This window comes from Paenibacillus sp. FSL L8-0470 (genome assembly GCF_038008625.1).
Classification (GTDB): domain Bacteria; phylum Bacillota; class Bacilli; order Paenibacillales; family Paenibacillaceae; genus Paenibacillus_AQ.
This window is the reverse complement of the sequence record NZ_JBBOZM010000001.1, coordinates 5,272,570-5,285,769: the sequence shown is the minus strand read 5'-3', so window position 1 is coordinate 5,285,769 and position 13,200 is coordinate 5,272,570. Positions and strand designations below refer to the sequence as shown.

At 48.7% G+C, this 13,200-nt stretch carries 12 protein-coding genes; 10 read left to right on the top strand and 2 right to left on the bottom strand.

Annotated features, from left to right (window positions below):
• Positions 1 to 269: 269 nt before the first annotated feature.
• From NST99_RS24245 to NST99_RS24225, 5 genes are all read left to right on the top strand, one after another.
• A complete protein-coding gene (locus NST99_RS24245) occupies positions 270 to 1,244 on the top strand; it encodes an SIS domain-containing protein (protein WP_341094992.1) in 975 nt (324 codons plus the stop codon).
• A 39-nt stretch (positions 1,245 to 1,283) separates the two neighbouring features.
• Entirely contained in the window at positions 1,284 to 2,150 is an 867-nt protein-coding gene (locus tag NST99_RS24240) for a fructoselysine 6-kinase (RefSeq protein WP_341094990.1), read from the top strand.
• Positions 2,151 to 2,279: 129 nt separating this feature from the next.
• Positions 2,280 to 3,599 carry an anaerobic C4-dicarboxylate transporter gene (locus NST99_RS24235; protein ID WP_341094988.1) on the top strand — a complete coding sequence of 440 codons (1,320 nt, stop codon included), beginning with the start codon at positions 2,280 to 2,282 and terminating at the stop codon, positions 3,597 to 3,599.
• 69 nt (positions 3,600 to 3,668) lie between these two features.
• Complete coding sequence (locus NST99_RS24230; protein WP_341094987.1) at positions 3,669 to 4,499, top strand: sugar phosphate isomerase/epimerase family protein; 831 nt, start codon at positions 3,669 to 3,671, stop codon at positions 4,497 to 4,499.
• A 54-nt stretch (positions 4,500 to 4,553) separates the two neighbouring features.
• Positions 4,554 to 4,967, top strand: a complete 414-nt coding sequence (locus tag NST99_RS24225) for a hypothetical protein (protein WP_341094986.1) — start codon at positions 4,554 to 4,556, stop codon at positions 4,965 to 4,967.
• Positions 4,968 to 5,216: 249 nt separating this feature from the next.
• On the opposite strand, the gene NST99_RS24220 is transcribed toward NST99_RS24225, so the two are convergent.
• Positions 5,217 to 5,867 (bottom strand): GntR family transcriptional regulator, encoded by a 651-nt coding sequence (locus NST99_RS24220; RefSeq protein WP_341094985.1) that lies wholly within the window; start codon positions 5,865 to 5,867, stop codon positions 5,217 to 5,219.
• Between the two features lie 222 nt (positions 5,868 to 6,089).
• On the opposite strand from NST99_RS24220, the gene uxuA reads away from it, so the two are divergent.
• From uxuA to NST99_RS24195, 5 genes are all read left to right on the top strand, one after another.
• A complete protein-coding gene (gene uxuA / locus NST99_RS24215) occupies positions 6,090 to 7,166 on the top strand; it encodes a mannonate dehydratase (RefSeq protein ID WP_341094983.1) in 1,077 nt (358 codons plus the stop codon).
• A complete protein-coding gene (locus NST99_RS24210) occupies positions 7,167 to 8,774 on the top strand; it encodes a mannitol dehydrogenase family protein (RefSeq protein WP_341094982.1) in 1,608 nt (535 codons plus the stop codon).
• 18 nt (positions 8,775 to 8,792) lie between these two features.
• A complete protein-coding gene (uxaC, locus tag NST99_RS24205) occupies positions 8,793 to 10,196 on the top strand; it encodes a glucuronate isomerase (RefSeq protein ID WP_341094980.1) in 1,404 nt (467 codons plus the stop codon).
• Between the two features lie 291 nt (positions 10,197 to 10,487).
• Entirely contained in the window at positions 10,488 to 11,312 is an 825-nt protein-coding gene (locus tag NST99_RS24200) for a MerR family transcriptional regulator (protein ID WP_341097741.1), read from the top strand.
• 26 nt (positions 11,313 to 11,338) lie between these two features.
• Positions 11,339 to 12,349 carry a serine hydrolase domain-containing protein gene (locus NST99_RS24195; protein ID WP_341094978.1) on the top strand — a complete coding sequence of 337 codons (1,011 nt, stop codon included), beginning with the start codon at positions 11,339 to 11,341 and terminating at the stop codon, positions 12,347 to 12,349.
• On the opposite strand, the gene NST99_RS24190 is transcribed toward NST99_RS24195, so the two are convergent.
• Positions 12,331 to 13,194 carry an effector binding domain-containing protein gene (locus NST99_RS24190; protein ID WP_341094976.1) on the bottom strand — a complete coding sequence of 288 codons (864 nt, stop codon included), beginning with the start codon at positions 13,192 to 13,194 and terminating at the stop codon, positions 12,331 to 12,333. The two genes, NST99_RS24195 and NST99_RS24190, sit on opposite strands and share 19 nt — an antisense overlap.
• Between the last annotated feature and the right edge of the window lie 6 nt (positions 13,195 to 13,200).

Here is a 13,200-nt window from a genome sequence, read left to right as displayed (position 1 = left end):
ATCTGTCCAACGAAATGTATTGCATTGTATTGACCACATACTTCTATAGTATAACAATATAGACAATTTGTTAACAGTTTACATTACTCTGCTCTCCTAATGTTACTGTAAACACCTTGTAATGAGCTCAAATAAGAAATTTTATAAAAAATGAAAGCCCTCTCTTGTATCATGTATTGCTTTGTGCTATTATTTGTCCATAACATTCCCATACAAAAGCCGGCGTGGAATGGAAAATCATAATATGTATCATACAAGGGAGAGGGAGAATGGATATGAAACAAATTATCGAGCAGATTATAGCGGATAAAAAAGAGGGCGGCGGCATCAAGCAGGTCTATTATGTCGCTTGCGGCGGTTCTTACGGAGCGTTCTTCCCAGCAAAGACATTTCTTGAGAAGGAAGCTAAGGACATTAAAGTAGGCCTATACAACAGTAATGAGTTCGTGCATAACACGCCAAAGGCATTCGGTGCAAATGCGGTCCTGGTCGTAGCCTCCCATAAAGGCAACACGCCGGAAACGGTAAAAGCTGCGGAACTGGGTAAAAAAGCGGGCGTGCCGGTTATCGCACTCACCTGGATCGAAGATTCTCCTATTACGGAATTTGCGGATTACGTGGTCAAGTATAGCTTTGGAGAGAATAAAGATATCGCTGGTGAAAAAACGATCCAAGCGCTTATGACCGCAGTGGAAATTCTGAAACAGACGGAAGGGTACCCGAATTACGAGAAATTCCTCGATGGCGTTTCAAGAATCGACCGGATTGTAAAACAGGCAACCAAGCATGTAAAGAATCGAGCCCTGACGTTTGCCAAAAACCACAAAGACGATTCCGTCATCTATACGATGGCCAGTGGAGCGGGGTATGGTGCGGCATATATGGAAAGCATCTGTATCTTTATGGAAATGCAGTGGATCAACTCCGCGAGCATCCATTCCGGTGAATACTTCCATGGACCGTTTGAGATTACGGACGCCGAAATTCCGTTCGTCCTTCAGGTATCGGAAGGTAGTACCCGGGCACTTGACGAGAGAGCGCTGGATTTCCTTAACCGGTACGCTAAGCGGGTGGAAGTGCTGGACGCGAAGGATCTTGGACTGTCCACCATCGATAGCTCGGTCGTTGACTATTTCAATCACTCCTTGTTTAACAACGTGTACCCCATCTATAATCAAGCTTTGGCGGTGGAAAGAAAACATCCGCTTACCACACGCAGATACATGTGGAAGGTTGAATATTAATCCGTACTCATTTCAGCAGCCTTCAGAGGGGATATTCATATGAAACAATATAAAGTAATCGGAATTGGCGACAATGTAGTAGATAAGTACATCCACCAGGGCATCATGTACCCTGGTGGAAACGCCTTGAACTTCAGTGTATACGCTACCATGTGCAAAATGGAGTCCGCTTATTTAGGCAAATTCGGCAGCGATGAAGTCGCCCGGTATATCGGGCAGGTGTTGGACGAGCTGACCATTGACCGCAGCCATTGCCGCGAATATGAGGGTGAGAACGGCTATGCGCGCGTTACCCTTGAAGACGGTGAACGCCTGTTTCTGGGATCGAATAAGGGCGGGATCGCCAAGGAAAACGCATGGAAATTTACCGAAACTGATCTGAATTACATCAAACAATTTGCCGTGATCCATACGAGCTTGAACAGTTACATTGAACAGGATCTGACAGTTCTTCGGGAAACCGGCATTCCTATTTCGTATGACTTCTCGGTTCGCTGGAACGACGACTATCTGGAACAGGTCTGCCGGTATGTGGATATATCCTTTCTTTCATGCAGCCATTTGACGGCAGAAGAGCGGGAGAGAGAGATGCGGAAGGCACAGCGGCTCGGATCGAAAATTGTGGTTGGGACAGTAGGTGAAAACGGATCGTACACCCTTTTCGGTGATCAATGGATTTATCAACCGGCGGATTCAACGGAAGCGGTGGACACGATGGGAGCGGGAGATTCTTATATCACTGCTTTTCTCGTGGAGATGATCCGGAGTTCAGAGGGCAGGATCGAATTTGACCAGGAGAGTGAAATGCTCCGTAAAATCAAGACCAGTATGGGTAAGGGAGCGGAGTTCGCATCTCAAATATGCCGGATCAACGGTGCTTTCGGATTCGGCACCCCATTGGTTTAACAGTATATGAGGGGAGGGGCCTCCTCTCTTTACTATCAATAATGTAAGCGTATTCAGAAAAGTCGGATGAGCCTTAACGAAGGTCCAGTGGATCGGTGAAGCCAGTATAAACAAAAAAGGGGACTTTTTATGTTTTGGTTTGAACTCTTGATCATCTTTTTACTCATTTTCTTTGGCGCCAGGGTCGGCGACGTATTCATGGGCCTGCTTGGCGGAGTCGGCGTTGCGATATTCGTATTCATTTTTCACGTCCAGCCTGCGTCACCTCCCGTTGATGTTATGCTAATCATTCTGGCAGTTGTCCTGGCTGCCTCCGCCCTCCAGTCTTCGAGCGGATTGAATTTTCTCGTCAAGGTCGCGGAAAAAATGCTGCATAAATCTCCGAAGAATGTAACGATTGTCGCTCCGGTTATTTGCTGGCTCTTCACCTTCCTGTCGGGAACGGGGCATGTTGTGTACAGTCTGCTGCCTATTATCAACAAGCTATCCATCGACAGCGGAATCCGGCCGGAGCGGCCTATTTCAAACAGCATCATTGCTTCCCAGCAAGCGATTACCTGTTCGCCGGTGTCGGCGGCGACCGCAGCTATGCTTGGACTTATGGCTCCGCTTGGCGTAAGTCTGGGTACAATTTTGTCCATCGCGATTCCAGCTACCCTGCTGGGGGTCATTACTAGTGCGCTGCTCACGTTGCGTAAAGGGAAAGAACTCGCAGAAGATCCGGAGTATCTGCGCAGACTCGCCGAGGGTTTGGTTGAAAGCGACCCGGAAGAACAAACGGAGAAAAAGGTGTCACCGAAGGGTGCGAAAGCTTCGGTGGTGATCTTCCTGCTCGCCGTTCTGTCCATTGTCATTCTGGGGCTGTTCACCGAGTTACGGCCATCATGGACCGTAGACGGCGTGACGACTGTGTTATCGATGGCCCACACCATTGAAATTATTATGCTGGTCTGTGCTTCGCTGATTATTATCATCTGCCGTCCGGCGATTGAATCGATTCTTAACGGTACCATCTTCCGGGCAGGGGCGCTTGCCATGGTTTGCGCTTTCGGATTAGCCTGGATGAGCAGTACCTTTATCGGGGGGCAAACGGCGTTTATCCAAGAGCATGTGGCTACGATTGTAAACAGTCAACCCTGGATGCTTGCTGTGATCATGTTTATCGTTGCCGCTTTAACAACGAGTCAGGGTGCTACAACGTTAATCATGATCCCGATTGCCATTGCCCTTGATCTGCCGGCCCACATCATCGTTGGTGCGTGGATGGCTGTGAATGCCAACTTCTTTTTGCCGGTGTCCGCCCAATGCCTCGCGGCCATATCGTTTGATACAGCGGGAACCACCAAAATCGGCAAATACGTGCTGAATCATAGCTTCATGCTGCCAGGGATGATCAACATTGTCGTATCTGTAGTCACCGCCACATTACTGGGAAACACTCTAATCTAGGTGTGTTAAGAATCATAGATGTACAAGTATGGATTCTGCCAGGTATAACAAAGGAGGAATCGGGTTCCTATGATACAGCTCAAGCAAGTCGCTGCAGCTAACTTTCATTACAAACGATATTCCTTGGATTATTTTCTGGATTCGGTTACCCGGATCGGTATCGAACACATTGAACTGTGGGCGTCGGGCCCCCACTTTCACCTGGATTATTACTCTCCACAGGATGTACAGAACCTGAAGCGGAAAATGAAAGAACGAGGGTTAAAGGTCATTTGCCTTACTCCGGAACAGAGCGTCTATCCGATCAGTATCAGTCACCCCGACCCGGAGTACCGCAAGAAAAGCGTGGAATTCTTCTGCCGGCACATTGAAATGGCTTCTTTTCTGGAGTGTAGCCAGATGCTGGTGACTACGGGACTGGCCTATCTGGATGTGGATGAGACGGAAACGTGGAAATGGTGCAGGGAATCGCTTGGCGAGATTTGCAGGACGGCGGAAAAAGAGGGAGTTTACTTACCCGTGGAAGCGTTTACCTCTTACTCTACCCATGTGTTTAACAGCGCCGAGCACATCTCCAGAATGATTAATGAGGTGGGAAGTCCGAATTTAAAAGGGCTGGCGGACACGGATGTCATGGCGGTTACAGGAAAAGATTCGATTCATGATTTTATCAGAGAACTTGGGGATAACCTGACGTACGTGCATTTTGTAGACGGCAGCCCCGGGGGGCATCTGGTTCCCGGCGAAGGTAATCTGCCGCTGGAAGAAGCGCTGCAGGCGCTAAACGAAAGCGGCTACAAGGGATATCTTGGTCTTGAGCTGCTGGATCGGAGATATGTGCTGGACCCGGAGAAAGCGATGCGGGATTCGCTGGCTTGGTTTGAGAAACGCTTGGGATGAACGAAAGAAATGAAACTATAATCAGCTGCAATAGCTGCGAAAGAGGGATGCAAGATGAAAGCTGACATTTATGCTTATGACGGGACAGGTATCCAATGTGTCTATAAAAACGATGAATGGCTTGTGTGCATCAAGAACTGGAAACCGGATAACGACATCGACGGCATTCACCGTCTGGAGGTCCACCTCGAGACGGACGAACAGTTCATTCTGGTGAACGGAAAAGCCATACTCCTGGTGGCGGACCGGAAGGAGGACCAGTTCGATATTGATCTGATCGAGATGGAAATCGGTAAGGTCTACAATGTTTCGAAAGACACCTGGTTCTATACGATTGTCCAAAAAGACACCAAGCTTGCGTATGTACAGCATGCCAATACAACGGAAGCAAACAGCAAATATTGCGAAATGTCCGAATCCGAGCTGGCTAGTGTAAAGGAAAGAGCGCGTAAAATACTGCAGCTGTAAGCGCGAAGACGGCTGATCTGGCGGAGGCTCCAATGCCCAAGCTCACGAAAAATGTTTAATTTGGAATGAATATTGTTTGCAGGGCTACTGCTGGAAAGGAAAGAACCTTTCGCCAGTAGCCCTGTATTTTTTGTTATCCAGCGGCAAAGCACGATTCTATGCACAGCAAGCAGTGATAGAGGGGGGAAGGCACACAGCGAACCGCTCAACGGATGGAGGAGAGTGATATGCCCCCCTCCGCTTGGCCGCCTATTTTTTGAGATAGTCCGAGAAATTCTCCTGAAAATCCAGCGAATGAATGTCTTCACGAAGATGGTGGTGGATCAGCGGACCGATCTTTCCGGTTTCCTTATGCACCATAAGCTCCAGCAGAGATTGATGCTCTTTCCAGATTCCCTCCAGCTTTTCGGTCTTCAGCATGTGCAGCCTACGGTACCGGAGGTAGTGCACATTGGACTGCTGAATCAGATTCCACAAAAACTCACGCCCTGCAAGCCGGTACAAGGCCCGGTGAAACGCGTCATCCAGGTTGAGGAAGGAATCGATGTCGCTGTGCCCGATGGCCTCCTTCTGTGTCTCCAGGATTCCCTTAAGCTCGTGCACGCCGGTCAGCAAAAGCTGTGAAGACAGATCCTTAAGGATCTCTTTTTCCAGTGTGCTGCGCAGATACGTGATTTGTTCAACAGATTCAAGATCAATATAGGATACGATATTCCCTTTTTTCGGATAGATATCGGTATAGGATTCCAGGGCCAGCTGTTTCAGCACATCACGCAGCGGTGTCCGCGAAATCTGAAAGCGTTCGGAAAGTGCGGTTTCGCTCAGAATCGTGCCTGGCTTCAAGGCCAAGGTGAGGATTTCGTGCTTCAGTGTATTCATAATTTCAACTTTGATCGACATTTATCTTCCTGCTTTCCATATGTATTGACGAATATGACTAGTATACATGATGTTTGACAGTAATAAAAATGTTTATCAAAATGAAGAGGCGAATTTAGCGTTTACGCTTGTGAAAACTAAGCAGTTTATTGTATTGACAACGGGGTGTTCTTGTTCTATGATCAAGAAAATCTTGTATACAAGATCGACTTACGACGATGACAATTATAGGAGGTTCTATCAATGAACATGACGTGGAGATGGTATGGTGAAGGCAATGACAACATTACGCTTGACCATATCCGGCAGATTCCGGGGGTTATGGGTATCGTCTGGTCTTTGCACGATAAAGTAGCCGGTGAAGTATGGGAAATGGAACGGATCCAGGAAGTGGCGGATCAAATCACCGCCAAGGGCTTCAGCACTGCTGTGGTGGAGAGTGTCAACGTTCATGATGATATCAAAATCGGCCTGCCGTCCCGTGATAAATATATCGATATTTATATCGACACGATCCGTAAATTGTCCAAAGTGGGCGTAAAAGTCATCTGCTATAATTTCATGCCTGTATTCGACTGGACCCGTACGGAGCTGTACAAGAAATTGCCGGACGGCTCCAATGCCCTCTTTTATGAAAAGGCTGCCATTACCGATAATCCGCGTGAGATGGTGGACCGGATTCTGAAAGGCGCCGGACAATTCACAATGCCGGGCTGGGAGCCGGAGCGGCTGGCAAAACTTGATGAGCTGTTCGCAGCCTATGCAGATGTGACGGAAGATAAACTGTTCGAGAACCTCAAATACTTCCTGGAACGCATTATTCCGGTATGCGAGGAAGTGGACATCAAGATGGCGATCCATCCCGACGATCCGGCCTGGCCGATCTTTGGCCTGCCGCGCATTATCCGCAACCGGGAAATGATCCGCAGGTTCCTGGATTTGGTGGACAGTCCATACAACGGTCTCACCTTCTGCACAGGATCACTGGGTACGAATCCGGCGAACGACCTGCCGGCGATGATCCGCGAGTTCCATGACCGTATTCATTTTGCCCATATCCGCAACGTGAAGGTGTTTGAGAACGGTGACTTTATAGAGGTGTCGCACCGCGGGCGTGATGGCAGTGTGGATGTGGCTGAAGTCGTCAAAGCCTATCACGAGAATGGATATACCGGTTATGTGCGTCCGGACCATGGGCGGCATCTATGGGGCGAAGAGAAAAACTGCCGTCCGGGTTACGGCCTATATGACAGAGCCATGGGCATCATGTATCTCCTTGGCGTATGGGACAGTCTTGACAATGCCAAGGGGGCGAACTAAATGCTGCGTTTAAACCGAAGCAGTATCTCTGATGAAGCAGCCTGGAAGGCTGCGGGTGTAGAGCTTCCGCGCTTTGACTTTGATCAAGTGGCGAAGAATACACAGGTGAAACCGGAATGGATTCATTTCGGTGCAGGCAACATCTTCCGCGGATTCGTGGCGAACGCCCACCAGAAGCTGCTGGACAGCGGCAAGGCGGACACCGGGATCATCGCGGCGGAAACGTTCGATTTTGAGATGATCGATAAGGTCTACAAGCCGTACGACAATCTGACACTGCTCGTGCTGATGAACGCACACGGTGATTTCCAGAAAAAGATCGTCAGCAGCATTGTTGAGGGAATCGCAGCCGACAAGAACCGTGAAGCGGATTACCGCCGTCTGACTGAGGTATTCGAGAATCCCAGCCTGCAGATGGCCAGCTTCACCATTACGGAGAAGGGATACTCACTGACAGGCCCGAACGGACAGTATCTCGGCATCGTGGAAAAGGATATCGCAGGCGGGCCGGACCAGCCAGTGCATGCGATGAGCATTGTGGCTTCCCTGGCCTACCGCCGCTACCTGAAGGGCCAATATCCGATGACCTTTGTCAGCATGGACAACTGCTCCCACAATGGCGATAAGCTGAAGAACGGTGTCGTGACCATTGCCAAAGAGTGGGCCGGCAAGGGACTTGTCGAAGAAGGATTTGTGACTTATCTGGAGGACGAGCGGTTAATCGCCTTCCCGCTGTCCATGATCGACAAAATTACGCCGCGCCCGTCCGAAACGGTCCAGGCGGCGCTGCTGGAACAGGGAATCGGCGATATGGAGGTCATCGTCACTTCCAAGAATACCTATACAGCCCCATTCGTAAACGCGGAGATCAGCGAATATCTGGTGATTGAAGACAAGTTCACGAATGGCCGTCCGGCGCTGGAGGAAGCAGGGATTATCTTTACCGACCGCGATACAGTCAACAACGTGGAGACGATGAAGGTAACAACCTGCCTCAACCCGCTGCATACTGCGCTTGCCGTATCCGGCTGTCTGCTTGGCTACACCCTGATCGCCGATGAGATGAAGGACGATACGCTGCGTAAATTCGTGGAAATCATCGGCTACAAAGAGGGATTGCCGGTCGTAGTAGATCCGGGGATTCTCAGTCCAAAGCAGTTCCTGGACGAAGTATTGACTGAACGTTTCGCCAATCCGTTTATCCCTGATACCCCGCAGCGGATCGCGACCGACACCTCGCAGAAGGTAGGCATACGGTTTGGAGAAACCATTAAATCATATATCCGCCGGGAGGATCTTAATCCGGCGCAGCTCACAGCCATCCCGCTGGCGATTGCCGTCTGGTGCCGCTATCTGCTTGGAGTAGATGATGAAGGCAATCCTTTCGCATTGAGTCCGGACCCGCTGCTCGAGACGCTGCAAGGACATTTGCAGGGAATTTTACTCGGAGCCAAAGCGGCAAATGTGCGGCCAATTCTTGAAGACGAGCAGCTCTTTGGTGTCCGGCTGTATGACATCGGCCTTGGGGAGAAGATTGAGGGTATGTTCCTTGAAATGCTGGCCGGCCCGGGAGCTGTGCGGAGCACATTGGAGAAATACCTGAAATAAGGGTTAAGGAGCATAAGGATGAAGCCTTTTATTCATGAGGATTTTCTGTTGCAGTCAGAGGAGGCCCGGATACTCTATCATGAGTATGCGGAAGCTCTGCCTATTATCGACTATCACTGCCATCTGGACCCGAAAGCCATTGCCGGCAATAAACGCTTCAAGAATATTGCCGAGGTCTGGCTGGGTGGAGACCACTATAAATGGCGTGCATTGAGAACATTCGGGATCGAAGAGAGATATATTACCGGCAATGCCTCTGATGAAGAAAAGTTTGCCAAGTGGAGCGAGGTGCTTCCCTATACTGTCGGCAACCCGCTGTACCATTGGTCGGCGCTGGAGCTGAAGGCTTACTTTGGCGTAGAGGAGCAGCTGAGTCAGGACAACTGGCGGAAGATCTATGACCACTGCAACACCTTGATTGCCCAGGACGGCTTCACGGCCCGGGGGCTGATTACCCGTTCCAGGGTGAAATGGATCTGCACGACGGATGATCCGGTGGATGATCTGCGGTATCATAAGCAGATTGCCGGAGACAAAGAGTTCAAGACCGGGGTGACGCCGACCTTCCGACCGGATAAGGCACTGCTGATTGAAGCGGAGTCCTTTCCGGGTTATGTAGCAAACCTGGAGCAGACCGTAGGGTATGCCATCACTTCCTATGAACTGATGGAATGCGCGCTGCTGGAGCGAATTGAATACTTTGACCAGCAGGGCTGTATGATCTCTGACCATGGCTTCTCAAACCTTCCTTTTGCTGAGGCGCCGCCATCTGTACTGGAGACGATCTTCAGCAAGCGGCTGAGCGGCGAGACCTTGAGCAGACTGGAATGCGATCAGTACGCAACAGCGTTGTTCTTAGCCATGGGCCGCAAATATGCCGCCCACGACTGGGCGATGCAGCTGCATATCGGTGCGATCCGCAATCCGAATACACGCATGTTCCGGGAGCTTGGTCCGGACACGGGCTTCGACATCATCGGTGACGGCAGCTACGCGGACAACTTATACAAGCTGCTCGACGGGCTGGACCGGACCGGCGAGCTTCCCCGGACCATTCTCTACAATTTGAATGCAGTGCAGAATGATGTGCTGGCTGCGATGGCGGGGTCTTTCCAAGGCGAAGGAGTCAAAGGGAAGATTCAATTCGGCTCCGGCTGGTGGTACAACGACCAGAAGGACGGAATGATCAAGCAAATCACTTCCTTATCCAATCTGGGGCTGCTCAGCTGCTTTGTAGGGATGTTGACAGACTCGAGGTCTTTCCTGTCCTATACACGTCATGAGTATTTCCGCCGGATTCTGTGCAACCATATCGGCGGCTGGGTGACCAGCGGGGAGGCCCCGCGGGATCTTGCATTCCTTGGAGGCATCGTTCAGGATATTTGCTACCATAATGCCAACCGCTATTTTCAATTAAGCTGAACAGGATAATAATTTTACTGTCGAAGGACTTTCAGCGGCTGGACTCACGGTAGGACTGGGAAGGGAGACAATTTCCCAGTAGCCAAAAGGTTGCATTTCACATGATGTGCAAATTCCTGCGGATTCAGGGAGACAGCCCCGGCATGTACCTCTGGTACAAGCAATATTTCAAACTGACAAGGTGCAGAAGCCGTTAATTCCGGTCTCTGCACCTTTACTATTTTTGTAGTTGACTTTGCCCTTAGGGGAAGGTGCATAGTGGATACAAATACAAGGAATGGAGGGAACGGCTTGCTGTCGATTGGAGACTTCTCGAAGATATGCGAAGTATCTACAAAAACGCTCCGATATTATGATGAAATGGGATTAATTAAACCTGATGGGATTAATCCGGAAAATGGCTATAGGTATTACTCTATCAGGCAGCTTAAAAAGATGCTGTTTATCAACCGTTTGAAATCCTATCATTTTTCTCTGGAAGAAATCAAAGCTCTTCTGGACTGGGAAGAAGATCAATCCGATGAGAAGCTTCGTTCTGCCCTGGATCGTAAGAAACGAGAAATACAGGACAAGCTGAAAGCTTTTGAACAAACCCTGCAACAAATTAGCAATGATCTTCTAAATGTAGAGAAGGGCCTGCCGATTATGTCCTATATGGACGATATCGAAGTGCAGCTTGTTGAAACCCGGCCAATGAATATGCTTTATATGCGTCAGATGATGAGCAGGGATGACTATGCTTTTGGATACGGAAAGTATTTTAGCAGGTTATATGAGAAGCTTGCGATTGAAAAACTTACCTCGCTGGGTACACCCATGACAATTTATCACAGCGCTGAATACAATCCGGCCGGTAATGATATCGAGTTTGCCATCCCGGTAAAAGAAACGGTAAACGGAACGCGTAATCTGCCTGGAGGCCTTTGTGCAAAGTCTGTTTTAAAGGGAGCGTATTCAGAATTGACTTCGGTCTATGCCAAGCTGAGGGAATGGATAGAGAATGAGGGCTATGTAATGGTGAAATCACCCTATGAAATTTATGTAACCGACCCTTATCAAGGCACTGGTCCTGAGGATCACGTTACCGAGATATATTTTCCTGTAAAGAAAATTTAAAAACGTCTTGTAGAGAGGTGTCTATCATGCAAAGAAACTACTGGCCCACTTCAGAATGGCTGCAAGCCCCAGACCCGGCAACCTTGAGGAAGGATTCTGAGAAGCTTACAGCGCTTGATCCAATCATTAAATCGGAGTACAGCAATATAAACGGTATTGTTGTTGTGAGAAACGGATACATGGCTTATGAAAGCTATTATAATGGCTATGGCCCGGAGGATACGCACCATGTTGCCTCTGTAACGAAAAGTGTCATATCTGCCCTCGTTGGTATTGCCATAGATGCAGGATATATTCGCAATGTAGACCAGAAGGTGCTCGATTTTTTCCCTGAATATGCTCAAGGTGCTGATAAGCAGAAACAAGAAGTCAGCATACGCCATCTTCTCACGATGACGGCTCCCTATTCATTTGAGGACTGGCAAGAACCGCTCGACAAGCTGTGCATGCAGTCTGACTGGGTAAAATACACTTTGGATCTGCTCGGCCAACAAGGTAGTATTGGAACCTTTAAGTATTCCACCGCAGGAGCGCATCTGCTTTCCGCCATCCTCACCCGCAGCACAGGGAAAAGTGCCCGTGAGTTTGCCAATGAACGTTTATTTAAACCCGTCGGGATGAAAGAAATTCCGGATTATGAAATGAAATCGTTCGGCTTTGAGGATCTATTCGGGGAAAATGTGAAGGGGTGGGTTACAGATCCGAACGGCAACTCCACAGGAGGATGGGGACTTACGCTAAATCCCCGTGATATGGCACGTTTTGGTCTCCTATATCTGAACGGTGGCATTTGGGACGAACATGAGGTTGTTTCGGGTGCATGGACCCGCGAATCCACAGCAATGAACCCTAATAAGTACGGCTACCTATGGTGGTTACGCCAAGAGGATGGAGTTTCCGCATACTTAGCTATGGGAGATGGCGGCAATGTCATTTGCTGTATTCCAGAAAAAGATCTGGTCGTAGCCATCGCATCAGAATTCATGATGAATCCCCGGGATAGATGGACACTGATTCATTATTTAATCGGAAAATAAATATCAATCTGAGATTCGGGGTTATCCGTGCCTAGAAACCGTTCAGAATAGCATTCGAAATCATCCCTGGCAGCCAGTTCTACATCACTTGCAGACAGCCAAGTTCCCCAGATATACTGATAGCTTTGAAATAATGAGTGTGTCTTTCCAGTGTGTGTGAATCGAGCGTATTTTCCTCCGGGAAATTTTTTATAACACATTTTATCTGGAGCAAGGCTTGTATCATTTACTTCTATTCCGATAAATTCGCTTGTTTGGCTCTGCTCACTGAACGAAGTAAATGTACAGCCCTGTGCAGACTCAAAGATGCCATAACGGCAGGAATCAGGAAGCGCATGAGGGATTTCATGAACCCGGGACTGGAAATATTCCCACTTACTAACGCTTTGATTGTTTGCAACACTAGTTTGAAATCGTATGCCAACGAGCTGTTTGGGTTCAACATCGACAATTTGCGGCCGCAGCGTAATAGAATTACACCGATGCTGTATTTCAGGTTTAGTGATTTCCCTGCGGCTGCCAAGGATGGTCTCTACACGGTTTTTGCGGTATTGATTCGGTGTCAAATGATACTGGGATTTAAAGGCCCGGCTGAAAGCTTCATGGGATTCAAACTGCAAAGAAACCGCAATATCTAAAATTCTTTTATTAGTATAAAGCAATTCCTTAGCGGCCTGTGTCAGTCTTCTGGAGCGTATATAACTTCCTACGGTTTCTCCCATCATTGCTTGAAAAAAACGATGGAAATGATAATACGAATAGGAGGCTGCTTTAGCAACGTCGGTAACGGAGATAGTGTTATTTAGATTGTTTTCAATAAATATCAATGCTTTTTCCAGTTGCACCCTATA

Coding starts and splice junctions, on each gene's coding strand:
- NST99_RS24225 (WP_341094986.1), top strand. CDS start 4,554: ATGAAAGCTGACATTTATGCTTATGACGGGACAGGTATCCAATGTGTC.
- NST99_RS24210 (WP_341094982.1), top strand. CDS start 7,167: ATGCTGCGTTTAAACCGAAGCAGTATCTCTGATGAAGCAGCCTGGAAG.
- NST99_RS24245 (WP_341094992.1), top strand. CDS start 270: ATGGATATGAAACAAATTATCGAGCAGATTATAGCGGATAAAAAAGAG.
- uxuA (WP_341094983.1), top strand. CDS start 6,090: ATGAACATGACGTGGAGATGGTATGGTGAAGGCAATGACAACATTACG.
- NST99_RS24235 (WP_341094988.1), top strand. CDS start 2,280: ATGTTTTGGTTTGAACTCTTGATCATCTTTTTACTCATTTTCTTTGGC.
- NST99_RS24240 (WP_341094990.1), top strand. CDS start 1,284: ATGAAACAATATAAAGTAATCGGAATTGGCGACAATGTAGTAGATAAG.
- NST99_RS24220 (WP_341094985.1), bottom strand. CDS start 5,867: ATGTCGATCAAAGTTGAAATTATGAATACACTGAAGCACGAAATCCTC.
- NST99_RS24195 (WP_341094978.1), top strand. CDS start 11,339: ATGCAAAGAAACTACTGGCCCACTTCAGAATGGCTGCAAGCCCCAGAC.
- uxaC (WP_341094980.1), top strand. CDS start 8,793: ATGAAGCCTTTTATTCATGAGGATTTTCTGTTGCAGTCAGAGGAGGCC.
- NST99_RS24230 (WP_341094987.1), top strand. CDS start 3,669: ATGATACAGCTCAAGCAAGTCGCTGCAGCTAACTTTCATTACAAACGA.